The organism is Pantoea sp. Aalb, assembly GCF_009829985.1.
In the GTDB taxonomy this organism is placed as follows: Bacteria; Pseudomonadota; Gammaproteobacteria; order Enterobacterales; family Enterobacteriaceae; genus SZZU01.
Genome location: NZ_SZZU01000001.1, coordinates 1 through 26,147, shown reverse-complemented (window position 1 = coordinate 26,147; position 26,147 = coordinate 1). Strand labels below are relative to the sequence as shown.

The following is a 26,147-nucleotide window of genomic DNA, read 5'->3' as shown; positions in this document are numbered from 1 at the left end:
CGTGTTCGTTTTAACGGCTATTAGAATAGCCATCAATAGCATAGCTCGGTTAGGAGCCATTATTTTTTATCTTTTACTTCTTCAAATTCAGCATCTACTACGTTTTCATCTTTTTTAGTATTACTATTAACATTATTTTGTTTGTTATTATGTCCCTGTTTTTGACTTAACTCCATTAATTTGCTAGATAATTCCATTAATGCTTGAATTTTAGCTTCTATTTCTACTTTATCTTCACCTTTTAAAACTTTATTCAGTTCATTTAATGCAGATTCAATAGCTGACTTATCTTCAGGAGAAATTTTATTACCTACATCATCTAATTGTTTTCGAGTACTGTGAACAATTTGATCACCTCTATTACGAGTTATAATTAATTCTTCAAATTTACGATCGGCTTCTACATTAGCTTCTGCATCACGAACCATTTTTTCTATTTCTTTTTCGTTAAGTCCAGAAGAAGCTTTAATAGTAATTTTTTGTTCTTTACCACTATTTTTATCTTTTGCTGATACATGTAAAATTCCATCTGCATCTATGTCAAAAGTAACCTCAATTTGAGGCATACCACGTGGTGCTGGCTGAATGCCATCAAGATTAAATTGACCTAAAGATTTATTATCACTAGAACGTTTGCGTTCGCCTTGTAATATATGAATTGTCACAGCAGATTGATTATCTTCTGCAGTTGAAAAAACTTGACTATGTTTAGTAGGTATCGTAGTGTTCTTACTTATCAAAGAAGTCATTACTCCACCCATGGTTTCAATTCCCAATGATAATGGTGTGACGTCAAGGAGTAGCAGATCTTTTACGTCACCCATCAATACTCCACCTTGTACTGCTGCTCCTACTGCAACAGCTTCATCTGGATTAACATCTTTACGAGGTTCTTTACCAAAGAATTCAGCTACTTGAGCCTGTACCATAGGCATACGTGTTTGCCCACCTACTAAAATTACATCGTTGATATCTGATACAGATAAAGAAGCATCTTGTAAAGCAACTCTTAATGGTTCTATAGAACGCGCTACTAAATCTTCTACTAATGATTCTAATTTTGCTCGTGTTACTTTGATATTTAAATGTTTTGGACCACTTGAATCTGCAGTAATGTAAGGTAAACTTATATCAGTTTGCTGCGAAGAAGATAGTTCAATTTTTGCTTTTTCAGCTGACTCTTTTAATCGCTGCATTGCTAAAGGATCATTATGTAAATCAATACCTTGATCTTTTTTAAACTCTGATACCAAATAATTAATTAAACGACTATCAAAATCTTCTCCTCCAAGATGGGTATCACCATTAGTTGCTAGTACTTCGAAAGTTTTTTCACCATCAACTTCATCTATTTCTATAATAGAGATATCAAAAGTCCCGCCACCTAAATCATATACTGCTATAGTTCGGTTACCATGTTTTTTATCTAAACCATAAGCTAATGCTGCCGCAGTTGGTTCGTTAATAATTCTCTTAACATCTAATCCAGCTATACGGCCAGCATCTTTTGTAGCTTGTCGTTGAGCATCATTAAAATAAGCTGGGACAGTAATTACAGCTTCAGTTATTGCTTCTCCTAAATAATCTTCAGCAGTTTTTTTCATTTTTTTTAATACTTCTGCAGAAATTTGCGGAGGAGCCATTTTTTGGCCTTTTATATCTAACCATGCATCTCCATTATCCGAAGCAATGATTTTATAAGGCATTATTTTAATATCGCATTGAACTTCCTCATCCTGAAAACGTCGACCTATTAATCTTTTAATTGCAAACAAGGTGTTCTGCGGGTTGGTCACGGCTTGACGTTTGGCCGGTTGACCGACCAGAATTTCGCCATCCTGCGTATAAGCAATAATTGACGGCGTAGTACGATCACCTTCAGCGTTCTCAAGTACACGTGCCTTAGATCCGTCCATAATAGCAACACATGAATTAGTCGTACCCAAATCAATACCAATAATCTTACCCATATAAACATCTCCTACTTAAATCTTTTTTAAATTTAGGTTGTGTGAAACACACATGCGGTCTAAATAGCGGCTTTCAACTATCTACGTAGGCTTTTTTTGATTTCCCACATTTAATAAAAATAAATGGGGCCGTATTTAAAATGCATCAAGGGTCAAAATAAAAAAATACCTTTCTTTTTTAAATATAATATTATTAAAATATCATAAGTTAAATTGATCAAGATCAATCTCCTTATTAGAAAAAGAATTAGTATTATTGGAAAAAGAATTAGTATTTAATACTTAATATAAAAATTATTCGTTTTAAAATTAGGAATACTATAGAGAATTAATTTAAATACTTTACAGTTATTTAACGTAAATATAAATACAAAAATAAATAAATATGGTGTTTATTTGATTTCATTAATATATTTATATTTTTAATATATTAATTCATATAAGAATAGAATTCTTAGTAACTTTTAAAAAATTTTTAAAAGAATAAATAATACATTAAGATTAATTAACAATAAAACAAAATTCTTATGCATAAGAAAAAATAATATTTAGAAAGAAAATTAATATACTGATTAAGTAATGAATTATTTAATTAATAAATATCTCTTTAGCAAATTATTTTAATTATTAATATTACCAGCTTGGAATCTTTGTGGACGAAAAGATTTTACTATAATAGGATTTGTCTCTACATAAGGACCATTTAAAAGCTGTATAGCATATGGTATAGCAGCAAAAATACCTGGAATTATTAATGTTCCATCTTCAGACTTAAAACCTTCTAAAATTTCCTTAATGGATTTTGGTTGACCGGGAAAATTAACAATTAAAGATTGTTTGCGAATTACAGCAACTTGACGTGATAAAATAGCCGTAGGTACAAACTTTAAACTAATTTGACGCATTTGTTCACCAAAACCAGGAAGTTCACGATCAGCTATTGCTAATGTTGCCTCTGGTGTTACATCACGAAGAGATGGACCTGTACCTCCAGTAGTAAACACTAAATGACAAAAAAGATTATCCACTAATTCACAAATTACATCTTCTATCATTATTTTTTCATCAGGAATTAAACGGGTTTCCATTTTAAATGGTGTTATTAATGCAGTATTTAACCAATCTTCTAAAGTTGAAATACCCAAATCCTGATAAGTGCCATTAATAGCACGATCAGATATAGAAATCAATCCAATATGTAAAATATCCATAGATTTTATCTTTAGTTATATTTGAAGTAAATATAAAAGTAAAATACATTTTTTATATTGCTAATATAATATATAAAAACTATAATTTATTTATATCATGGATCTATACTACCATACTAAAAATCATTTAGTAGTATTCTTTAATTAAATTAAAATAATCAGATAAAATAAAAAGATAAGAATATAATTCTTCATTATGTTTTATTACTATATAAATTATCAAAATAAAATATAATTATTAAGAATTAAAATAATACTTATTCAAGTAAATTAAATAAATGTTTTTTAAAAAATAAATGTATTTAAATAGTTATTTAACTATTATGAAAAACTTTCTTGTATGTATATACTAAATATATTAAATATATAACATAACTTACTAATAAATAATTTATTTTTAAAATATTTTTAAATTCTATTTAGCAAAAAATCACGTAATTTTGGAAAATCTGCTTTTAAGTAGTTTGACATTAATGGTAATTTAATACGATTAGCTAACTCTTTTGGTATAAATAATGGATATCCAAGAATTTTTTCTACATTTTCTTTAAATTTAGCGGGATGTGCAGTACCAAGGAATAATCCATATTCTCCTTTTTGAAGTTTATCTCGAAGTAAAGAATATGCAATCGCTGCATGAGGTTCAGAAATATAACCTATTTCTGCTAGTTGACGTATACTAAATTTAGTATTTTCATCTGATACAGAATCACAAGTTAAATCATTTAAACACCATAACTTACGACGAAATAATTCTTCAATACGAGGCCAATTGTTAGGTTGACTAATATCCATAGCATTTGATAAAGTAGTTATAGTAGTCTTAGGTTGCCATTTTTTATTAATTAAAAATCTAGAAACAGTATCATTAAGATTAGTAGCAGCGATAAACCTCTTAACAGGTAAACCAAGAGTTTTTGCTAATAAACCAGCAGTCAAATTACCAAAATTGCCACTTGGAACAGATAAAACAACTTTATTCCGTTTTTCCTTTGGAATATATTTTATTGCTTGAAAATAATAGCAAATTTGTGCTAATAAACGACTTATATTAATAGAATTTGCTGAATTTAAATTAATAATATTTTTTAACTTTTTATCGTTAAATGCTTCTTTAACTAAGGCTTGACAGCTATCAAAGCTTCCATCTATAGAAATAGTTTCAATATTTCCACCTAAAGTACAGAATAATTTTTCTTGTAATGGACTTATTTTACCTCTTGGATAAAGAATTACTACACGTATATTATTCATATTATAAAATGCATGAGCAACTGCAGCACCAGTGTCTCCTGATGTTGCGGTTAAAATAGTAATTTTTTCATTAGGTTTTAATATATAAGAAAGTATATTTGCCATAAAACGGCCACCGAAATCTTTAAACGCTAAAGTTGGACCATGAAATAATTCAAAACAACCTATATTGTCGCTAATTTCAACAAATGATATAGGAAAAGAAAAAGATTTTTTAACTATTTCTGATATATGATAAGAAGGAATTTCATTACCAATATAAGTAGAAAGAATCTTGCTACTACAACTAAAAAAATCCATTTCTAACATATCATAAATATTACTAGGTGAAAATTCAGGTAATTCAAGTGGGAAAAAAAGTCCTTGTTTTGTTCCCATACCTTGTTTTACAGCTTGAGAAAAACTTACCTGTTCATTATAATCTTCAAGGTTATAAAATTTCATTTTTTATCCTAATTTACGAGCTCCAGTCTTATCAAGACTACAAATATAAATAAATCCTTCTTCATTTTTTATATAATACTTCTTAAGCCAACTTACTATTTTATGTGCTATAGTCATATCATTACATATAGCAAAAAATGTTGGACCAGAACCAGAAATTCCACAAACTAATGCTCCTATATCTATAATCACTTTACGTATATCAATAAATCCTGACATGAGTTTAGTACGATAAGGTTCAGCAATAACATCCTTCATAAGTTGAGTTGCTAATAATGGTTGATTAGTATGACAAGCATGAATAAATCCTGCTAGTAAACGACCATGATTAATAATATCTTCTTTGCTATACTTTTCAGGTAAAATAGCACGTGCTGAAGCAGTAGATATTTGAATTCCAGGGTAAATCATTACCCATATCCATTCATCAAAGCAAGGTACTGTCTGACTAATAATATTATTTTCTTCAATCATGAGTTGCATCCCACCGAGAAAACATGGTGCAACATTATCATAATGTATACTACCGGATATTATACCTTCTATCTTACCCATAAGTACTAATAATTCATGATCGTTTAAAGGTTTATTACAAAATTCATTCATCGCCATTAATCCAGCAACGACTGAACACGCACTAGAACCAAGACCAGAACCAATTGGCATATTTTTTTCTAAAGTTATCGTAACAGGTATATTCTTACCAATTGCTTGGCAAAAGTATTTCCAACAATGGTAAATAATATTATCTTGTAATTTTGTCGGTAATTTTTTGACAAAACGTCCTTTAGTTTTTAGATTAAAGCTAGTAGCAGCCTGTACTGATACACAATCTCCTAAAACAATACTACTATCTACTGGTGAAATAGCTACACCTAATACATCAAAACCTACGCTAACATTACCTATTGAGGCTGGTGCATAAATTTTTACCATCATTAATCTCCTAACTTCTACGGTAAAGTACGTAGAAGATCGGCAAAGACACCAGCTGCAGTTACATTATTGCCTGCACCATATCCTCGTAATACTAAAGGGATTGGTTGATAATATCTGCTATAAAAAGCTAAAGCATTTTCACCGTTTTTCACTTTGTAAAGCGGGTTATTGCTATCTACTGCATCGATTTTTACTTTACAACTCCCATCTTCACCTATAATACCAATAAAACGTAATACTTTACCTACTGCATGTGCCTTAGTAATACGAGTAGCAAAGATATTATCTACCTCTTGTAGACAAAGCATAAATTGTTCAACATTAGCTATTTCTATTAAATTAGATGGTAAAATAGGTTCAATTTCAATATCACTTAATTCTAATTTATGACCAGCTTCACGCGCTAGAATTAGTAGTTTACGTGCTACATCAATTCCAGAAAGATCATCACGCGGATGTGGTTCAGTAAAACCTAGTTCTTTAGCCATAGCAGTAGCTTTTGAAAAAGAGACACCTTCATCTAATTTGCCAAAAATAAAAGATAATGAGCCTGAAAGAATTCCAATAAATTTAATAAGTTCATCTCCAGCATGTAGCAAATTTTGTAAATTTTCTATAACAGGAAGACCAGCACCAACATTAGTATCATATAAAAATCGACGACGTGATTTCATTTCAGCTAAACGTAATTGTTGATAGTAATTCCAACATGAAGTATTAGCTTTTTTATTAGGTGTGACAACATGAAAGCCATCAGTGAGAAAATCAACATATTGATTAGCTATAGCCTGACTAGAAGTACAATCTACTATTACTGGATTTAATAAATGGTATTCGTTAACTAACTTTTTTAAATAGTTAAGATCGAATGGATTTTTAGCACTTTTAAATTCTGATTTCCAGTTACTTAAGTTAATACCATAAATATTAGTCAATGATACTCTTGAATTAGCTATACCATATACGTGAAGATCTATATGTTTTTGTTTTAACCAATTTTGCTGTCGATGTAATTGATCTAATAATGCACTACCAACGCCACCGACACCGATGATAAATACTTCTATAACTTTATCGGTAGAAAATAGTATCTGATGTACTACACGAACTCCAGTAGTGACGTCATCGTTATTAATAACTACTGAAATAGAACGCTCAGATGAACCTTGTGCAATAGCTACTATATTAATATTAGCACGGGCTAATGCAGAAAATAATTTAGCAGAAATACCACCACGAGACATGCGCATACCATCACCTATTACAGATATAATAGCCATATGTTCGCTGATATCTATAGGATCTAATAAAGAAGCTTTTAATTCCAGATAGAATTCTTCTTCTAATGCAAATTTAGCCCTTACTTGTTCACGTTGCGATATACAAAAACTAATACTATATTCTGAAGAAGATTGAGTGATCAGTACTACTGAAATACCTGTACGAGACATAGCTGCAAATATTCTAGCGGCCATACCTATCATACCTTTCATGCCTGGACCAGAAACATTAAATATAGTCATCTTATTAAGATGAGTAATACCTTTTACTTGATCTTCTTCTTGTTTATTTTTACTACATATTACAGTCCCAGTAGATTCGGGATTATTGGTATTCTTAATTAAACAAGGGATATGAAACTGAGCAATAGGCGCAATAGTACGTGGATGAAGAATTTTTGCTCCAAAATATGAAAGTTCCATAGCTTCTTTATAAGACATTGACTTTAGTAAACGTACATTAGGAACTAGATTAGGATCCGCTGTATATACACCATCAACATCAGTCCAAATTTGACAATGGTTAGCATGTAAACATGCTGCTAATACAGCCGCTGAGTAATCAGAGCCATTACGTCCTAACAATACTAATTCACCTTTTTCATTGCCAGCAATGAAACCAGGCATTAAAATAATATGATTAGGTGGAATCTCCATCTCAGTAATTCGTCTTGTAGACTCAACAATATCAACACTAGATTCAAGATAATTGCCAAAAGCTAATAATTTTTTTACTGGATCAATAATAGTCACTTTATGATTACGTGATTGTAATAATGCCTCCATGATAGGAATAATTATTTTTTCACCAAAGCAAATAATTTTAGCATTAATTGCATCCGGACACTGACCTAATAAACCGATGCCGTACAATACTGTTTTTAACTGTACAAATTCTAATTTAATTATTTTTTTTTGTCCTTCATAGTCGAATCCTGATTGCATAGAAGACAAATCTTGCAATAATTTTGTAAAAATAAGTTCAGCATTACTTATAATTGGAGATATATCTTGTCTAGTAATCTTTTTTTCTATCATGGTTACTAAATAATTAGTAATTTTAGCTGGTGCAGAAAGAACAGTAGCAATTTGATCTTGTCGTATATTATTTTCCAAGATATCCACTACACGGAATAAATGTTCAGCATTGGCTACTGATGTCCCGCCGAATTTCAATACGAGCATAGTTAAGATCTCCTGAGTTTTGTGAAAACTTAGATTTTAAGTGCAAGTTAGTTAGTATACATTCTTCATTATCTGCATCTTTATTATCTATATTTATTTTTTCTATATATCAGTTAATACATGTTATTAAATTAATAATTTTGTTATTAAAGTTATTATTATGTATTAATTTACTGTGTAAGAAATAAATCAAGGTGCATGTTCAGTAAATGCATTTACTTATTTTTATATTTTATTTCAAGATTATATTAAGATGAGGAATATTATGAATAATCTATATTAGTAAATAAATTCAAATACATTAAAATTATGTATGCTAATATTATAGTTTTTACTATAATTCTTATGTGAATATCTAAATAAAATATATATTTATTTCATAATAATATAATAATTATGTAATTTATTTTTTTATGAAAACTATTTTAAATAAATAAATTTTAAAAATGATAAAAACAAATTATTATTAACACATTTGAATATTATTTTTTTACATTGAAAATACATGGAATTTCATTCCAATAAATTAAAAATTATATTTATCAAAAGTAACATCTTTAATTTAAATTATTAAATATATTTAAATATATATTTAATAATACACATAAACTTTTTACTTTAAATAGAAAATAAGTTTATGTTATTAAATATAAAAAACCATATTAAATAATAGTACAAAATATTGACCTACTTATAGTATACAATGATATTTATAATATTTAATTTAATATTATAAAATAACCAATAGTAGAATATTACATAATGATTTTATCATATAAGGATATTATTTAATGAACCTTTTCCATTTATCTAGTAAAGTATTATTGAGATGAGAAATATCTCCAGCTGTTTCTACGACCCAACCAGATGCTAACCAAGGATTTTTTTGGTGTTCAACACATGAAATTGAACAATTATGCAAACGAAGACGACGTTTAGAATGAGCAGGTAAACCAAGAATAGTACTTACTAAAACACCGAGAGCCATACCATGACTAACGATCAGCGGACGGCTACCAATAGGTAAATCTAAACAGGCATTAAGTGCATCATGCATACGTACTGCTACTTCTGCCATTGACTCTCCTCCTGGAATACGACCATCCCTAGTACCATCTACTAAAGTTTGACGCCACTTTTCTTCTTCCTGCGTTAAGCCGTCTATAGAACGTTGTTCTAAACAACCCATATTTAATTCACGTAAACGTATATCAAACTTTACTGTACAGCCACAAGAACTAGCAATAATTTCTGCAGTACGACGTGTACGTTCTAAATCACTGGAAATAATGTGAGTAATTCCTAAAGCATTTAAACGTTTACTTACTTGTTGAGCTTGTTGTTTACCTTTTTCTGTCAAAGGACTATCACATTGTCCTTGGATACGTCGAGCTACATTCCATATCGTTTCACCGTGACGAACAAGATAAACCTGTACCATGTTTAATTTCCGTTAATATAATATATATATATTTAATGTTCATACATCTTATAATATTATTCTTGTTAACCTGAATAATAATTTAATTAAATTTTATTTAATAATATTAAAGTCAAATATTATGTAATAATTAATATTACTATGATAGTAAAAATATAAAAAGTTTATTTTGAATATAATTTTTAAATTCACTAGAATATCGTGATATAATTAAAATATTATATAAATACTATATTTTGATTTATAATCATAGTTTAATGTATAAAAATACAATCCTAGATTTTTAAATCTAAAGTACTCAGTCAATTAAATTAATTTTATTAAGTAATAGTGTGACATTAATAAATGCTGCCTATATCAATTAAATAAAATATAAATCCAATTATTTTTAATAATAACTAAATGATTTATAAAAATCACAGAAAAATAATTTTTAATATATTTTAATCAATTAATAAATTTAGGAAATATAATATATTTACTAATTCTTCTATTTACTATTGGAAAAAATCTTATACGATTTACCTAAAAAGTGATGATAGTATCATCATAAACTAGCACATTTTTTACGTGGCTACGAGTTTCTAAAAAAGGAATACTTTAAATAAACTTTATTTAGTTTTTTATTATTTATTTTAAGCTAATTATTGTAATTGGGATAATCCAACATTATATGCCACTAAAGCAAAGGTAAGATTTTGACTACATCGATTATAAATCTAAGTATTAAGTTCCAATTTGAATGTAGATCTGTGGATTTAATAATTGCTTTTTACTTATATAACATGGAATATTATATATCTTTACAGTATTTTTCGCGGTAGAAGGCCCCTAACTTGTATTAATCCACTAGCACCATAAGAAAATCGTTCTAGGCTAATATGCACCTAATCTTGTTGATACTAGATCTTTATCTCAAAGTATATAGTAACTTTAATCTTTAGTATATTAGTATATTAGTGAATCAATTAATCTAGTTCAATTTTAGCAATTATACACCATCTAGTAATATTTACATTGAATGTTAATACAGCAGTTCAGGACGAATACCAACAGCATTTAATAATATTAAAGGTTAAGTACCTATAAATATTATTCAAGCTATATATTTAGTACTGAAGAACAATAAGTATTAGAATATTTATATATGCATTTATGGTATAAATTTATTTGTAGGTTATCAATTAATTGTTCGTTTACTTCTCGTAAATTATTTATACTTCCGATTTCATTCTATTATTATAACAATTATTAATACAGTTAAGTAATTTTTATGAAGGAAATATTTCAATTCATATTGTAGAATACATAGTTTAGTTGTTCTATTTATCGCTAGAAATGCAAATTCCTGTTACACATTTATATATTTATTAATTTATTAATTTTAAATAATACACTATAATAATTTTATTAAAATGAATTTAATTCTTAATTTAATTATGAAAATAAATGGTTTAATTTATAAAAAGATGGTAAAATAAGGGAAAAGAATAAAAATAGATCAAGATTAATAGTTATTAAAGTAATGAATTTAGAATTAACAATCACTACACCATATTTTGATATGATAAAAAAATCAATTATTAAGTTGATCAGTTAAGTAGTTCGAGAATTCCATTAATATTATAGTAATTTTTATTTAATTATTGAAATATTTTAACTTTCATGTAAAATTATTAACGCATTATTAAATTTTTTAAAATCATATAGTCATATTCTATCAATAGATTTTTTTTAGGGACATGACTAAATAATATAATAACATGTTCTATGTTTAAATGTTTTTAAAATTCTTTTTTGACTAATTAATACGAGACAAATTTTCCATGATAATCTAATTTCTCTAAAAATTATTAGATATTTCGGTAATTTACTGTCATCTTTATTAGGTAACATTGCTAAAAGTGATGCTAATTTAAATATTTTAATTATTTTAAAACCATTACTAACTACATTAATAGATACATTGTGATTTGTTATTTATACACATCATGAGAATGTAATATAAAAACCAATATCTAGTGGATTGTGCTTTAAACACACTGTTGCTTTACAAGGATTATTCACTTAAAATAATGCGTACTTAGTTATAGAAAATATACTAAATTCATTAACTGTAATAAAATGATATTAACGATAAAGGATACATCAATATTAATAAATTTTTCGATACTTTAGACAAATTTATCCCTAAATTAAACTACCACTTAATATACACAATACTCCAATTAAATCTGCATGACAAATAATAACATTTGTTTGTTCATTTACTATAGGTTTAGCATGATAGGCAATACCCAATGCAGCAGCTTTTAACATTGGTAAATCATTGGCTCCATCTCCAATAGCTATAGTTTGTTCCGGCGCAATACAATAGCGTTGAGTTAAATTATAGAGAGTCTCTACTTTTACTTGAGCATCTATAATTTTTCCTATTATCTTTCCAGTGAGCTTACCTCTGTAAATTTCTAGTTCATTAGCGATTATATAAGATAAATGTAATATTTGACTCAAGTAATTTGCGCAAAAAGTAAAACCGCCAGAAGCAATAGCTACGTGCCAACCAAATTTTTTTAAGATGTATACTAATCTAGTTAAACCAGGCATTAATGATACTTTATCAAGCACTTGTTGAAGAATATTAGCATCTGCTCCATTTAATATACTTACACGCTTATACAAACTCGTTTTGAAATCTAGCTCCCCAAGCATTGTAAGCTTAGTAATTTCTGCTACTTGATTACCATATCCTGCTAATTCTGCTAGTGCATCAATACACTCAATTTGAATTGCAGTAGAATCCATATCCATAATTAATAAGCCTGGCTTATTTAAAGTAGGAATATTATAGTATGGAGCAACATCAAAACCGGCTTGATGTGCTAATTTAGTTATGTGTTTTGTTAATGGTCCAGATAAATGAATCACTTTATATCCATCAACATACCAGGAATTTAAAAACTTAATATTATTACCAAATTGATTTTTATAATCAATGATTTTCTGTGTATTTGAAACACGTCTATATAATAACCAACTATTTAAACTAATATTATTATTTAAATATATAGATTTATTAGAAATTAAGGAAAGAGGTAACATAAATGCCCAAAAATAAAATATTTAATTTAAAGATAGGTTATAGAGCTGTTAAGTAAAATTATTTAGTATTAACAATTTCTTGTAACGTAAATAAATATAAAAGACATTACCTTTTAAATCTATTTAAGGGAAAAAATTACTATAATATGCTTTTTGTCATTAAGTATTTTTTCTTAAAAAAATAATTTTTATTATAGCATATATGATAGTTCTTTAAAATTGAATATTATTTCGAATATTAATTCTTATAAAGCATTTAATATAATTCTATTATTACGTGATACTATTGTATAATTTAATTATATATTAAATATTTTTTGTTTTTTTATGAACATTAATATATTAATAAAAATTATTTATTCGTATTTTTTATAAAAAATTATGGAAAACATTTTAATTAAACAACTTAATTAATTATTAAGTTAAAAATATAATAATTAATTACCTAAATAATAATTTATTTAAATTTATCATAGTTTAAAAGAATTAATATTAGTAATAATGCATTTTATTTTAACATTCAAATAGAAAAAATTATTAATTATTTTTAAATTATTTCAAATTAAATATTTTAATCGAAAAATGACCTCTTAAAAATAAGCAACAACTTGCATAAGATAATTTCAATCTTATAAAAATATAGTAAAAGAAATAATAGTTATTTTAAATACTTGTTTTTATATATATACTACTCATGGACATTATGGCATATTATATAATAACAATATTAACAACGATAAAATATTAATTAAGCTCGATAAGTAAGCTTTAGTTGCTACATGATGTAGCCTCGATTTTACTATCCCATCAATAGCAATGGTTAAGTACAAGTAATTCTTTATACATTGGATAAAATAGGATTTATGAATATTTCTATATATTCTTATTTTACTAAATTTGCTTCATCATTATATTATCACGTTTCATGAATCTATAGAAAATATCTTAAAAGGTAGTTGTAAAACCATATCAGATGAATCCTATGAACCGTCGAGAAGCTCACAGAGAATCATTGATAAATAAAAATGAAGGAACTGATATGTCTTAATGAGAAAACCAGCTAGTATATATCTTGATTTTATTCGTGAATGAATAACATTACTGTTAGCTGCTTATCAAGTAAACAAATAATATTTTATGATTTAATTTGCTGGACAAAACGAATAATTCATAAGTTTAATGTATAGTGTTAGAAAATTTTGACGCGATTAAACGTGCTGGAGCTATATTAGCTTTAGCTATTTTATTTTTAATGATAAATAATAAAAAATTATTTTTTTTACTAACTATTTTTTAGTATATAAAATATCTTATAATTTTTTAAAATTTATTAGTAGATTAATGGTCTATAAATATCAAAACGATGTTTTTTAGTTGTAATTTTATATTGAGCTAATATGCCTCCTAAAGGAGGTGCATAAAGTGGCCGCTTTACTACAATCCGTTTCTTAGCTAAACAAAAAGCATACTTAATTAATTCATCTGCATCTTCATCTAATCCAACTAATTCTTGAATCACTTGCATTTCCTTTTTAACTGTTGCTTTTTTTTTACGAGAATGAGGATACATAGGATCTAAATATATTACATCTGGAGCAAATTTCATTTTAATTAATACATTTTGACTTATACAATGACACATAGTAAGACGTTCTCGAAGCCACTTACCAATTTCAGGATCAGAATAACCACGTTCCAAACCATCATAAAGCAAGGCTGCAATAACTGGATGACGTTCAAGCATATGCACACGACAACCTAATGATGCAAGTAAAAAAGAATCTCGTCCCAATCCTGCTGTTACATCTAATACACTAGGAAAATAATTTCCTTTGATACCTACAGCTTTCGCTAATGCTTCGCTACGACCACCACCAAAACGACGACGATAATCTAATGAACCAGAAACAAAATCAACAAAAACACTTATTACACTAGATTTATTATATTTAATTAATTTAAGATATTTAGATATCATAACTAGTGAAAATGTTGATTGAATATTCTGTTCTAAATTCCAACGATTCGTCATATTTATCATTTATTTTTATAGATATTTTAAGTATATGAATACTATTTATTTTTATAAATAAGACAATAATATTTTTGCTATTGATGAATGTTTTAATGATTAACAACATTACTATATGATTACTTCATTTTAATATATAAAATATATACTTAATTATAATAATGTCATATTTTAGATTTTAAATACTGCAAAGTCAAATGCTAAATATGTATCTTTAAAAACTGTTCGACATTCTGCTAATAATCTTTCTTGATCTTGGAATAAATAACGTGAACTAAAATGCGTACCAATCATTCTTACTGCTCCTACTTGTTTAGCTACTTCTGCTGCTTGAACTGTTGTAGAATGCCCACGTTGATTAGCCTTTTTCATAAGTGATGCTTCTAGGGTTGTTTCATGTACTATAACATCTGCATTAGCGGCAAGTTGCATCGCTATGCTAGTTGGTGCAGTATCTCCAAATATAGCTAGTATCTTACCTTTTATGGATGGACTAAGGTATTCCAATCCATTAATTTTTCGACCATCTTCTAACTGTATACATTTTCCTTCTTTTAATTGTCTATACCATGGACCACAAGGGATCCCTTCTGCTTTTAAACGTATTGCATCAAGACAACCAATTTTATTGTGTTGTTCAATACGATAACCATAGCATTCAACTACATGATTCATTGGCCATGCTGTAATACGAAACTCTCCATCATCAAATACAAGTCCAGTTTTAATTTCAATAATTTCTAAAGGAAAAGTAGTGAATGAACCACTTATTCTTAAAGCCGTTTCAATAAAGAGGCGAATACCTTTTGGTCCATAAATAGTAATTGGTTTTAGTATTTTTGCCATAGAACGACTAGTCAACAATCCAGGCAAGCCAAAAATATGATCACCATGCAAGTGAGTAATAAAAATTTTTTGTAATTTACCTGGCTTCAATGAGGAACGCATAAACTGATTTTGTGTTGATTCACCACAATCAAAAAGCCAATAATTTTCAGTATCACCATGTTTAGATACTATTAAAACAATGGCTGTTGCATTGCGTTGTAAGCTAGGAGCACCTGCACCAGTACCAAGAAAAATCAATTGCATATTATATATCCTAATATTAGTAAAGAAAAAGTTAATTATCTTGATATTATGCAAGTGAAAACTATAGTAGGATATTTTTTAATTTAATATTTATGGCCAATAACGATTAAGTGCTTGCCATGCTTGTTGAGCTACGACTTCTGTTAACTTCTCTTGTAATACATCATTAAAAACTTCAATACCAACAGGTCCACTATAACCAACACTTTTTAACTTATCAATAAAATTTTCAACTTTAATAATTCCATCACCAGGTAATAAACGCTGATGCCGTGCAATATCCATTAATGCTCCTTTTTCTTGTGGAGGTAAAGCTGCCATGTCACATAACTGTACTGAATATATTCTATCGGCAGGAATGCCATCAAGTTGCGAAGCATCACCACCTAATGCACAAATATGAAATAAATCCACTACTAATCCAAGATTTGGTTGTTTAAGCCTTTTTAAACGTTCCCATGCTCTAGGAAGAGTATTATCTATAATACACCAAGACATAGGTTCATACATAATTCGCATATTGTAACGTGCAGCTTCTAATGCCATCCAACATAGATCTTCATCAATATGTTCTGCTAAACAATCCTCTCGTGTACTAGCTGGAGCTTGAATAGTATCACAACCTAAGTCGCTAGCAATATGAATAAATTCGCGTAACTCTTCTCGTTTATATAATTGATCACAATCTGGTACTCCAGTAAAATCACGTAAAACTTGTAAATTAGTAAAACTTAGTTTTTGTTGCTTAGCAAGTTGTCCTAATCCAATAGCTCCTTGTGCGCTTGCATGAACATCTTCTCGCCAGATTTCTACTTGTTCAAAACCAGCTGCACGAGCAGCGCATAATTTACGTTCTGGTTTACCGCTTAATAATATAAGATTAAGAAATTTAGGATTAGTGATCATTAAGAGACTTCTTATTTATCTAGATAAATTGGTTTATATTTTGACTGTAATATGTAGAGATAGATATTGATATTGATCGTCTAACTCTTTATTATTTTATTTTTAATAAGAAACCCAATAATATAAAACAAAAAAATAAAATATATAGTTGTAATATAGTTGTAATTAAGAATATTATTTCTACTAATATTTACAGTTATATGTAAAATAAATTATACCTACCCTACTTAAATAAAATATTTTAAAAAAATGAATCCAAGTATTATTATAAATTAAGATACTATATTTAATATACAAATAATGTTATCATCTGGTAATAAAAATTAATTTAAAAATTATTTATAATTATAATGAAATAACTTTAATTAATATTAAATGTATCTTCTAGATAAATAAGTATCTTTATTCAAAATAACATTATTTATAAAATAATGTTTAAAAATATTAATATGTAAATTTATTATTTAGATAATTTAACATCGAATCAAATCAAATCATTTTTAAACTTAATTAATATTGTTAATGAAAAAATTTATTTATTAAATATATATGTTAATAAAATAATGACTTAATATAAATATTAAAATATTAACTAAAAACTAATGAATATTATAAAAAATAAAATTTATATTATCATAAATTCTAATTTTACTTAATAAAAGTCAGCAATTAATAGTAATATGAATCATACTTTTTTTATAGCTGTTAGAAAATACTAATATAATAATATGCAAAAAGAGAAATTTTTAGAAAAGAAAAATTTTGTTAATATTAAAACTCGTAATAAAGTTATAAATAAGATAGTAAATTACATTTTTAATTTCACTTTTTGGTCATACACTATTCCTATAGTAACACACTTTTTAAATGCTCTAGAACGTTTTAATAATCGTTTTGGAAAACAGTTTGGAGCTGCTATTACTTATTTTTCTTTTCTCTCTTTAATCCCAATGTTAATGCTTTTTTTTGCAATATTCGGTTATATGTTATCTTTAGATAATAAGTTATTAACTTGCTTAATAGAAGAAAATCTTAATAATATTAATAACCCAACGTTAGATAAAATATTTAGAAATAGCATTAATACTGCTATTCAACAACATACCACTATAGGTATCACAGGTTTGTTGATAGCATTTTATTCTGGTATTAATTGGATCAGTAATTTACGTGAAGCAGTTTGCACTCAGTCATCTGATTTTTTTGAATTCAAAAAATATCATCAAAAAACATTCTGGAAAAGATATTTAATAGATTGCATGTCTCTTATTGTATTAATATTAGCTTTGATAATGACTGTTGCTTTAACTTCTATTGCCGGTAGCGCAAAATTATTAATTATTAACATACTCAAACTAGAAAATATTAAATGGCTGCCTCTAGTAATAACGATTATATCACTTTCTATTTCTATCTTCATAAACTATCTACTTTTTCTATGGATTTTTTGGGTACTTCCATATCATAAGCCACATAAAAAAGCACTATTTCGTGGTACGCTATTAGCAACAATTGGTTTTGAAGTAGTTAAACTTATTCTATCGCTAGTACTTCCAAAATTAATGACATCACCTTCAGGAATAGCTTTTGGTTCAGTATTAGGATTAATGGCATTTTTTTATTTTTTTGCTTGCCTAACCTTATTTTGTGCAGCTTGGATTGCTACTGCCAAATATGTATAAAAATATCTCAATAAAATAAAAGTAAGAAGTTTAATTTTTTAAAGAATAGTTAGTTATTATGATTTAAAAGTTTTATATTTGTCATATAACTACGTAATTTACGACCAACTTTTTCAATAGGATGATTGCGAATTGCTTCATTGATATCACGTAATTTTACATTATCAATTTGTATACTTAAAATTGATTTACCTAAATCTTCTGCTTGCAATGTAATCATAAAATTTTTTAATAACGGTATAGCTGCATTAGAAAATAAATAGTTTCCATATTCTGCAGTATCAGAAATAACCATATTCATTTCATATAAAAGTTTTCGCGCAATTGTATTCGCAATGAGTGGAAGTTCATGTAAAGATTCATAATATGCTGATTCTTCAATAATTCCTGTTTCAATCATGGTTTCAAATGCTAATTCAATACCTGCTTTTACCATAGCTATCATAACTAGACCTTTATCATAATATTCTTGCTCTTCAATTTCTCCTTCAAAAAGTGATACATTTTCTAACAGAGAATTACTAGTTTCTTCACGCCATTTCAATAATTTTTGATCATTATTTTTCCAATCATTCATCATTCCTATAGAAAAATCTCCTGAAATAATGTCATCCATATGTTTTTTATATAATGGTGACATTATAACTTTTAATTGTTCTGATAAAGCATAAACTCGTAGTTTAGCTGAATTAGATAATCGTTCCATCATTAGGGTTATGCCACCCCATTTTAATGATTCAGTAATTACTTCCCAACCAAATTGAATCAATTTCCTAGCATATCCTACATCATAACCTTCTTGAATTAATTTATCGAAATATAACAGAGATCCTGTCTGTAACATACCACATAAGATAGTTTGTTCTCCCATGAGATCGGATTTTACTTCTGCGATAAAAGAAGATTCCAATACACCAGCACGATTACCACCTGTGGCAACAGCCCAAGCCTTAGCCATTGCCAAACCTTCATTTTTAGGATCGTTTTCAGGATGCACTGCAATTAAAGTTGGTACGCCAAAACCACGTTTATACTCTTCTCTTACTTCTGTACCAGGACATTTTGGAGCCATCATAATAACAGTGATATCTTTACGAATTATCTCACCCATTTCAACGATATTAAAACCATGTGAATATCCTAAAGTAGATCCATGTTTCATTAATGATTGAATATTTTTGACAACTGTAGAATGTTGTTTATCTGGAGTTAAATTAATAACTAAATCTGATTGAGGAATTAATTCTTCATAAGTACCTACTTTAAAACCGTTATCTATTGCTTTACAAAAAGACAGATGTTTTTTAGAAATAGATTCAGCGCGTAGTGCATATGAGATATTAAGTCCAGAATCACGCATGTTTAATCCTTGATTAAGACCTTGAGCACCACATCCAATGATGACAATTTTTTTTTCTTTTAAAATATTAATACCATCAAAAAATTCATCATAGTACATAAAACGACATTTACGTAATTGTATCAATTGATTACGTAAGTTTAATGTGTTAAAATAATTATTATTCATGTATACTCCAAAAAATATTATTTTAAATTCATTCTAAATAACTAAACTATTCTAATTTATAAATAAGTTTGCCCTACGAAATAGAAGTAATTATTTAAATGATATATAAACAATATTATATTTATAAAAATTGAAATGAAATTTAAAGAGTAATTAATATCGTAAGATGGATTAACTTAAAAGACTTAAAAATATTTTTTTAAATTTGATTAAAATCTATTATTCTGTTCATGTTAAACAAACTATATATATCAATTTATTTCAAATGAACACTAAAATTAAACTTTTATAAATAAAGATAAGTTATACGATATGTTAAATTATCAAATATCAATAATAAATTATTTCTATCATAAATATTTATAATTAAGATTAATTTGATTACCAAATGTATTGTTAATATACTTTAAGGTTACTTAATCTTAAATATTAAATATAACTATTAATATTTAATATAGATAATTCATAGAAAATAATAATTTTATATCTATAATATTGATTTATCTTGATTTAAATTATTTTAAATTTAAGTGATATTATAAAATCCTAATAAATAGTATATTCTTAATAAAAGTATAGTATATATTCCTTTTATTTTAAAAAGTCAAGAAACTATTTATACACAATATCTTATTGTCTAATATTGTTATTAACATAGTTTAAATTGATTCAAAATTTTTTTGAGATTGAAAATGTATCGTTAGATTCTTCAATAGAAAATAGATTTTCCATACTATACAAAAGAATGATTAATAAAATAATTATTAATTATCATGATAGTCATCATCATATATAATAACTTATTTAGAAAGAAAAAAACGAAATGATGCGTTATTAGATTCATCGTGCCATACATAACCTAATTTATTTAGATGATTTTCAAAATGTATTTCTTGATTATTCAATTCGAATGCTGCTAATACACGTCCATAGTCCCCACCATGACTACGATAATGAAATAATGAAATATTCCAATAAGTACCAATTGTTTGTAAAAATTTTAATAGAGCACCTGGTGCTTCAGGAAATTCAAAGCTAAAAAGACGTTCATACAATGATTTTGATGGTCGACCACCAACCATATAACGCACATGTAATTTTGCAATTTCATTATCTGATAGATCAACTACTTGATAACCATTACTAATCAATTGCTTTATAATTTCTTTACGCTCTTTAATACCGTCGACTAAACGTATACCAACGAAAATACATGCATTATTAATGTCTGAATAACGATAGTTAAATTCAGTAACGACTCTATTATTTAAAGTACGACAAAATTTAAGAAAACTTCCTTGTTGTTCAGGAATCGTAACTGCAATCAAAGCTTCACGCTGTTCACCTAGTTCGCATCGCTCAGAAATATAGCGCAAAGCATGAAAATTTATATTAGCACCTGATAATATGTGAGCAAGACGCTCATCTTTGATGTTATAATGTTGTATATATTTTTTCATGCCTGCTAATGCTAGAGCTCCTGCAGGTTCTGCAACCGCACGTACATCTTCAAAAATATCTTTTATAGCAGCACAGATAGCATCACTGTCTACAGTAATAAGTTCGTCAACATATTTTTGGCATAACCGAAATGTTTCTTTACCAATTCTTTTAACTGCAACACCTTCAGCAAATAATCCTACACGTGCTAAGTCAACCGGTTTACCAACTTTAAGAGCTGCCTTAAGACAAGCTGAATCTTCAGATTCCACTGCAATCACTTTAATTTGAGGCATGAGCAGTTTAATTAGTATTGCCATACCAGCGGCTAATCCACCTCCACCAACTGGAATAAATATACGTTCAAGATTTGAATCTTGCTGTAAAAGTTCCATTGCTAAGGTGCCTTGTCCAGCAATAATTGCTGGATGATCAAATGGAGGAATAAAAATATAACCTTTTTGTTGAGAAATTTTAATTGCTTTCTCATTAGCCTCATCAAAATTGAATCCATATAAATAAGCTTCACCACCAAATGAACGTACTGCATCAACTTTTATATCTGCTGTTGTAACTGGCATTACAATAAGTGATTTAATACCAAGAGTACTTGCTGAAAATGCTACACCTTGTGCATGATTTCCAGCTGAAGCTGTTATCACACCACACTCTTTTTGTTTTTCAGTAAGACTAGCGATCATTGCATAAGCACCGCGTAATTTAAAACTATGAACACAATGATAATCTTCACGTTTAACTAAAATAATATTACTAAGACGTAAAGAAATCTTTTGCATTTTTTGCAATGGTGTCATTTGGATTACATCATATACTGGAGAACTTAATATAGCACGTAAATATTCTGTACTTCCAGGCATATTAGAAAGAGTTCGAAAATTCTTTATCATTAAATTTTAGCACCCTAATTTAGATTTATCTCGTACAGCACCTTTATCAGCACTAGTTGCAAGAGATGCATAAGCACGTAATGCAAAAGAAACCTTACGAATACGTCCACGTGGAGTATAAGATTTGTCTCCTCGAGATTCTTCTTTTTGTTGACGTATTTTAAATTCATTATTTGATATCATAAGGTTAATTGTGCGATTTGGAATATCAATTTCAATAATATCATTATCTTTTACCAAAGCAATGGCACCACCATTAGCTGCTTCTGGTGAAATATGGCCAATAGAAAGACCTGATGTACCTCCTGAAAAACGTCCATCAGTAATGATGGCACAACTCTGATTAAGGCCCATAGATTTTAGGTATGCAGTAGGATATAGCATTTCTTGCATACCAGGACCACCTTTAGGACCTTCATATCTAATTATGACTATGTTACCAGCTAGTACCTTACCAGTTAAAATAGCTTCAACAGCATGTTCTTGACTTTCATATACTTTGGCATAACCTTTAAAAGTTAGCATCTTTTTATCTATGGCAGCAGTTTTTATAATACAACCATCTTTAGCAAGATTGCCATAAAGTACTGCTAAACCACCATCTTGTGAAAAAGCATATTTAATAGCTCTAATACATCCATTTTGACGATCTACATCTAACGTTTCCCAACGGCAAGATTGAGAAAATGCTTTAGTAGTGTGAATTCCTGCAGGACCTGCTCGGAACATTTTTTTAATTGATTCATCTTTAGTAATCATAATATCGTATTTATTTAATGTTTCTCGCAAATTTAAACCTAATATATTTTGTACATGAGTATTAATTAATCCAGCACGATCTAATTCACCTAAAATACCTATGACCCCACCTGCTCGATGTACATCTTCCATATGATATTGTGGTGTACTAGGTGATACTTTACATAAGTGCGGAATTTTACGAGATAATCGATCGATATCAGACATATGAAAATCTACTTCACCTTCCTGTGCTGCAGCTAATAAATGTAGAATCGTATTGGTAGAACCACCCATAGCCATATCGAGTATCATAGCATTTTCAAAAGCGGATTTATTAGCAATATTCCGAGGCAATACACTATAATCATCTTGTTCATAGTATCTTTTAGTTAATTTTACTATTTGTTTTCCAGCATTAATAAATAGATCTTTACGATCGACATGTGTAGCTAATAAAGAACCATTTCCTGGTTGAGATAACCCTAAACATTCAGTTAAACAATTCATTGAATTTGCAGTAAACATTCCAGAACAAGAACCACATGTTGGACAGGCAGATTGTTCAATTTGTTTACTATGATTATTACTAACATTTGGAGCAGCTGCCTGAATCATAGCATCTACTAAATCTACTTTAACAATCTTATTATGTAAGCTAATCTTACCGGCTTCCATTGGTCCTCCAGACACGAAGATGACAGGTATATTCAATCGAAGAGAAGCCATTAACATACCTGGAGTAATTTTATCGCAATTAGAAATACATATCATGGCATCAACACAATGTGCATTAATCATGTACTCTACTGAATCAGCAATTAATTCTCTAGAAGGTAATGAATACAACATACCTTCATGCCCCATGGCAATACCATCATCTACTGCAATAGTATTAAATTCTTTAGCTACACTACCAGCAATATAAATTTGTTCTGCTACTAATTTTCCAAGATCTCGTAAATGTACATGACCTGGTACAAATTGTGTAAAAGAATTTACTATAGCAATAATTGGTTTACCAAAATCGCTATCATTTAATCCTGTTGCACGCCATAAAGCTCGAGCACCTGCCATATTACGGCCATTAATTGTAGTAGTAGAACGATATTTAGGCATGCTTATTACTCCAATATAAAAGTAATACTAATAGTACAATACGCTTTGTATAAATTTATTGACTAATTATAGGTATTTTTACTAAAAAAATACTTTTATTATATTAATACTATTTATTTTATTTAGTTTTATTCATTATAATTAATAAAATTAATACTAATTAATATTGTGACTATTTTAATAAAAATAAAATTTCGCACAAATTTTAAATTTAAAATATAATTCGGTAAATAATATTAATTTTTGGTATCTGGTTAATAACAATTAAATTTATTTATTATAATGAATAAAATCATTAATCCTTATACATAAACTTTTTATTTGTTATTTAAACATAAGTATCTAATAATATAATTTAGGTATATAAAGATAAAATTTGATTAATTAAAAGAAGTATAATAAAAAAGGAAATAATAAGCTTAAATTGAACAGTAGATTCATATAAATACATTATTTGAAGTATTTAGTAGTAATTATATATAATTCATGTTAAATATTTATTTTTATATATAAAATACATAAATTTTATTTCTAAAATAAATAGAATATATATTAATTCATAACTTTATTTTATACGAAATAAGATAATATTTGTAAATATAATAAGTAATTCTATTTTATAGTTTTTTTAAAAAAATAACATTAATTTTTAATATTTTAAAATATTAAAAATAGGGCATAAGTAAAATCAACATACGCCCCATGATATTTTAAAATCAATCATAAGTATCATTAAAATCTTCTATAGAATCTGTATTTGGTTTTCCACCAGATAATGTATGGAATCGCCTAGGATGATTAATACGTGTAATATATTTCATCCAGACACGTTCAGCTTCTGTTTGTGGTTCTCTTAGACCGCGACATACTTCTATAAAAGAACGTTCTTCATCTGTTATTGGTTCGCGTTTTGATAACGCTAGTTCATTGAAGGCATAACCATAACGTTCTAAAATTTGAGCTTCTTTAATAGTAAAATCACCATGACGAGAAAAGCCGCGAGGATAATGTTTATTATCAAAAAAACGATTAGTTGTTATAAAACTATCCATTTATTTTATATTCTCCTGATTAATATATATGAAGTAGGAGTATTAGATAAGCCTGACCTTATATAAAACAAAATATTAAAATATAATAATAAATACTTATTAGGAAAAATTATGGATTTATAATTATTGAAAATTTCCTTCAATTAATATAAGTGAAAAATTGTTGTTTTAAAGAAATAGATAAAACGATTATTTACCTATTTACGTACTTAATTTTTTATATTTATTAATGGTTTAGAAAATTATTTTTTATATGTCAAGTATATGTTAATATGTAATAATATTAAGTGAACTTTAAGTCAACTTTAGTAGGAGTATGCTGTGGGTTTAATGAAGATAGTAATAGTATTTGTATACTAATTAAAATAATGTTATTATTATGTTATATAAGTTTTATTCAAAAAATATCAACTAACGATAGTAAAATAATACGAATTTAAGTTCATAACAATACTTTTTATAAATAGATATCTATTTATAAAAAGTACTTACAAGCAGGGATGGAGGGACTTGAACCCCCAACACCCGGTTTTGGAGACCGGTGCTCTACCAATTGAACTACATCCCTTTAGTAATATTCTCTTTTTTATATTGTTCTATTCTTACTTAGTAAAGAAAGTGTATTTTCAGTATATGTTGCCTGGCAGTTCCCTACTCTTGCATGGGGAATCCCCATACTACCATCGGCACTACGGCGTTTCACTTCTGAGTTCGGCATGGTATCAGGTGGTACCACCGCGTTATTGCCGCCAGGCGAATTCTGTTGATTCATGCACAAAATGCATGAAGTATTTTATAAAATAAGCTGAAACTTTCATAAAACG

At 27.7% G+C, this 26,147-nt stretch carries 16 protein-coding genes, 1 tRNA gene and 1 rRNA gene; 2 read left to right on the top strand and 16 right to left on the bottom strand.

Annotation, left to right across the window (positions count from 1 at the left end):
- Nucleotides 1-59: 59 nt before the first annotated feature.
- The 7 genes from dnaK to serB all read right to left on the bottom strand — a co-directional run bounded on the left by dnaK (nucleotide 60) and on the right by serB (nucleotide 12,826).
- Nucleotides 60-1,970, bottom strand: a complete 1,911-nt coding sequence (dnaK, locus tag FD728_RS00090; protein WP_159933577.1) for a molecular chaperone DnaK — start codon at nucleotides 1,968-1,970, stop codon at nucleotides 60-62.
- A gap of 620 nt (nucleotides 1,971-2,590) precedes the next feature.
- Nucleotides 2,591-3,181, bottom strand: a complete 591-nt coding sequence (gene mog / locus FD728_RS00085) for a molybdopterin adenylyltransferase (protein WP_159933575.1) — start codon at nucleotides 3,179-3,181, stop codon at nucleotides 2,591-2,593.
- Nucleotides 3,182-3,589: 408 nt separating this feature from the next.
- The gene (gene thrC / locus FD728_RS00080; protein ID WP_159933573.1) at nucleotides 3,590-4,879 is read right to left on the bottom strand and encodes a threonine synthase; all 1,290 of its coding nucleotides are present in this window, start codon (nucleotides 4,877-4,879) and stop codon (nucleotides 3,590-3,592) included.
- A 3-nt stretch (nucleotides 4,880-4,882) separates the two neighbouring features.
- A complete protein-coding gene (gene thrB / locus FD728_RS00075) occupies nucleotides 4,883-5,815 on the bottom strand; it encodes a homoserine kinase (RefSeq protein WP_159933571.1) in 933 nt (310 codons plus the stop codon).
- A gap of 17 nt (nucleotides 5,816-5,832) precedes the next feature.
- Complete coding sequence (gene thrA, locus FD728_RS00070) at nucleotides 5,833-8,283, bottom strand: bifunctional aspartate kinase/homoserine dehydrogenase I (protein WP_159933569.1); 2,451 nt, start codon at nucleotides 8,281-8,283, stop codon at nucleotides 5,833-5,835.
- Between the two features lie 784 nt (nucleotides 8,284-9,067).
- Nucleotides 9,068-9,724, bottom strand: coding sequence for a 2,3-diphosphoglycerate-dependent phosphoglycerate mutase GpmB (gene gpmB / locus FD728_RS00065; RefSeq protein WP_159933567.1), 657 nt, complete (start codon nucleotides 9,722-9,724; stop codon nucleotides 9,068-9,070).
- Nucleotides 9,725-11,914: 2,190 nt separating this feature from the next.
- Nucleotides 11,915-12,826, bottom strand: a complete 912-nt coding sequence (gene serB / locus FD728_RS00060; protein ID WP_159933565.1) for a phosphoserine phosphatase — start codon at nucleotides 12,824-12,826, stop codon at nucleotides 11,915-11,917.
- 639 nt (nucleotides 12,827-13,465) lie between these two features.
- Here serB and FD728_RS04765 point away from each other — a divergent pair.
- A complete protein-coding gene (locus FD728_RS04765) occupies nucleotides 13,466-13,591 on the top strand; it encodes a hypothetical protein (RefSeq protein WP_159934436.1) in 126 nt (41 codons plus the stop codon).
- A gap of 565 nt (nucleotides 13,592-14,156) precedes the next feature.
- Here the strand turns inward: FD728_RS04765 and FD728_RS00050 are convergent.
- From FD728_RS00050 to FD728_RS00040, 3 genes are all read right to left on the bottom strand, one after another.
- Complete coding sequence (locus FD728_RS00050) at nucleotides 14,157-14,867, bottom strand: class I SAM-dependent methyltransferase (RefSeq protein ID WP_159933563.1); 711 nt, start codon at nucleotides 14,865-14,867, stop codon at nucleotides 14,157-14,159.
- 162 nt (nucleotides 14,868-15,029) lie between these two features.
- Entirely contained in the window at nucleotides 15,030-15,950 is a 921-nt protein-coding gene (rnz, locus tag FD728_RS00045; protein ID WP_159933561.1) for a ribonuclease Z, read from the bottom strand.
- 90 nt (nucleotides 15,951-16,040) lie between these two features.
- Nucleotides 16,041-16,856, bottom strand: coding sequence for a sugar phosphate isomerase/epimerase (locus tag FD728_RS00040; RefSeq protein WP_159933559.1), 816 nt, complete (start codon nucleotides 16,854-16,856; stop codon nucleotides 16,041-16,043).
- A 728-nt stretch (nucleotides 16,857-17,584) separates the two neighbouring features.
- Between FD728_RS00040 and yhjD the strand changes: the two genes are divergently transcribed.
- Nucleotides 17,585-18,538 (top strand): inner membrane protein YhjD, encoded by a 954-nt coding sequence (gene yhjD / locus FD728_RS00035; protein ID WP_159933557.1) that lies wholly within the window; start codon nucleotides 17,585-17,587, stop codon nucleotides 18,536-18,538.
- A 49-nt stretch (nucleotides 18,539-18,587) separates the two neighbouring features.
- Here yhjD and ilvC read toward each other — a convergent pair whose 3' ends face one another.
- The 6 genes from ilvC to rrf form a co-directional block, all read right to left on the bottom strand.
- Nucleotides 18,588-20,066, bottom strand: coding sequence for a ketol-acid reductoisomerase (gene ilvC / locus FD728_RS00030; protein WP_159933555.1), 1,479 nt, complete (start codon nucleotides 20,064-20,066; stop codon nucleotides 18,588-18,590).
- 800 nt (nucleotides 20,067-20,866) lie between these two features.
- Complete coding sequence (gene ilvA / locus FD728_RS00025) at nucleotides 20,867-22,384, bottom strand: threonine ammonia-lyase, biosynthetic (protein WP_159934434.1); 1,518 nt, start codon at nucleotides 22,382-22,384, stop codon at nucleotides 20,867-20,869.
- Nucleotides 22,385-22,420: 36 nt separating this feature from the next.
- On the bottom strand, nucleotides 22,421-24,271 hold the full coding sequence (ilvD, locus tag FD728_RS00020; RefSeq protein WP_159933553.1) for a dihydroxy-acid dehydratase: 1,851 nt from the start codon (nucleotides 24,269-24,271) through the stop codon (nucleotides 22,421-22,423).
- A 716-nt stretch (nucleotides 24,272-24,987) separates the two neighbouring features.
- Nucleotides 24,988-25,323, bottom strand: a complete 336-nt coding sequence (locus FD728_RS00015) for a DUF413 domain-containing protein (protein ID WP_159933551.1) — start codon at nucleotides 25,321-25,323, stop codon at nucleotides 24,988-24,990.
- A gap of 495 nt (nucleotides 25,324-25,818) precedes the next feature.
- Nucleotides 25,819-25,891, bottom strand: a tRNA-Trp gene (locus FD728_RS00010).
- Between the two features lie 70 nt (nucleotides 25,892-25,961).
- Nucleotides 25,962-26,077, bottom strand: a 5S ribosomal RNA gene (gene rrf, locus FD728_RS00005).
- Between the last annotated feature and the right edge of the window lie 70 nt (nucleotides 26,078-26,147).

Bases quoted from the DNA above. Each gene is read 5' to 3' on its own strand.
- dnaK (WP_159933577.1), bottom strand. From the start codon at position 1,970: ATGGGTAAGATTATTGGTATTGATTTGGGTACGACTAATTCATGTGTT.
- mog (WP_159933575.1), bottom strand. From the start codon at position 3,181: ATGGATATTTTACATATTGGATTGATTTCTATATCTGATCGTGCTATT.
- thrC (WP_159933573.1), bottom strand. From the start codon at position 4,879: ATGAAATTTTATAACCTTGAAGATTATAATGAACAGGTAAGTTTTTCT.
- thrB (WP_159933571.1), bottom strand. From the start codon at position 5,815: ATGGTAAAAATTTATGCACCAGCCTCAATAGGTAATGTTAGCGTAGGT.
- thrA (WP_159933569.1), bottom strand. From the start codon at position 8,283: ATGCTCGTATTGAAATTCGGCGGGACATCAGTAGCCAATGCTGAACAT.
- gpmB (WP_159933567.1), bottom strand. From the start codon at position 9,724: ATGGTACAGGTTTATCTTGTTCGTCACGGTGAAACGATATGGAATGTA.
- serB (WP_159933565.1), bottom strand. From the start codon at position 12,826: ATGTTACCTCTTTCCTTAATTTCTAATAAATCTATATATTTAAATAAT.
- FD728_RS00050 (WP_159933563.1), bottom strand. From the start codon at position 14,867: ATGATAAATATGACGAATCGTTGGAATTTAGAACAGAATATTCAATCA.
- rnz (WP_159933561.1), bottom strand. From the start codon at position 15,950: ATGCAATTGATTTTTCTTGGTACTGGTGCAGGTGCTCCTAGCTTACAA.
- FD728_RS00040 (WP_159933559.1), bottom strand. From the start codon at position 16,856: ATGATCACTAATCCTAAATTTCTTAATCTTATATTATTAAGCGGTAAA.
- yhjD (WP_159933557.1), top strand. From the start codon at position 17,585: ATGCAAAAAGAGAAATTTTTAGAAAAGAAAAATTTTGTTAATATTAAA.
- ilvC (WP_159933555.1), bottom strand. From the start codon at position 20,066: ATGAATAATAATTATTTTAACACATTAAACTTACGTAATCAATTGATA.
- ilvA (WP_159934434.1), bottom strand. From the start codon at position 22,384: ATGCCTGGAAGTACAGAATATTTACGTGCTATATTAAGTTCTCCAGTA.
- ilvD (WP_159933553.1), bottom strand. From the start codon at position 24,271: ATGCCTAAATATCGTTCTACTACTACAATTAATGGCCGTAATATGGCA.
- FD728_RS00015 (WP_159933551.1), bottom strand. From the start codon at position 25,323: ATGGATAGTTTTATAACAACTAATCGTTTTTTTGATAATAAACATTAT.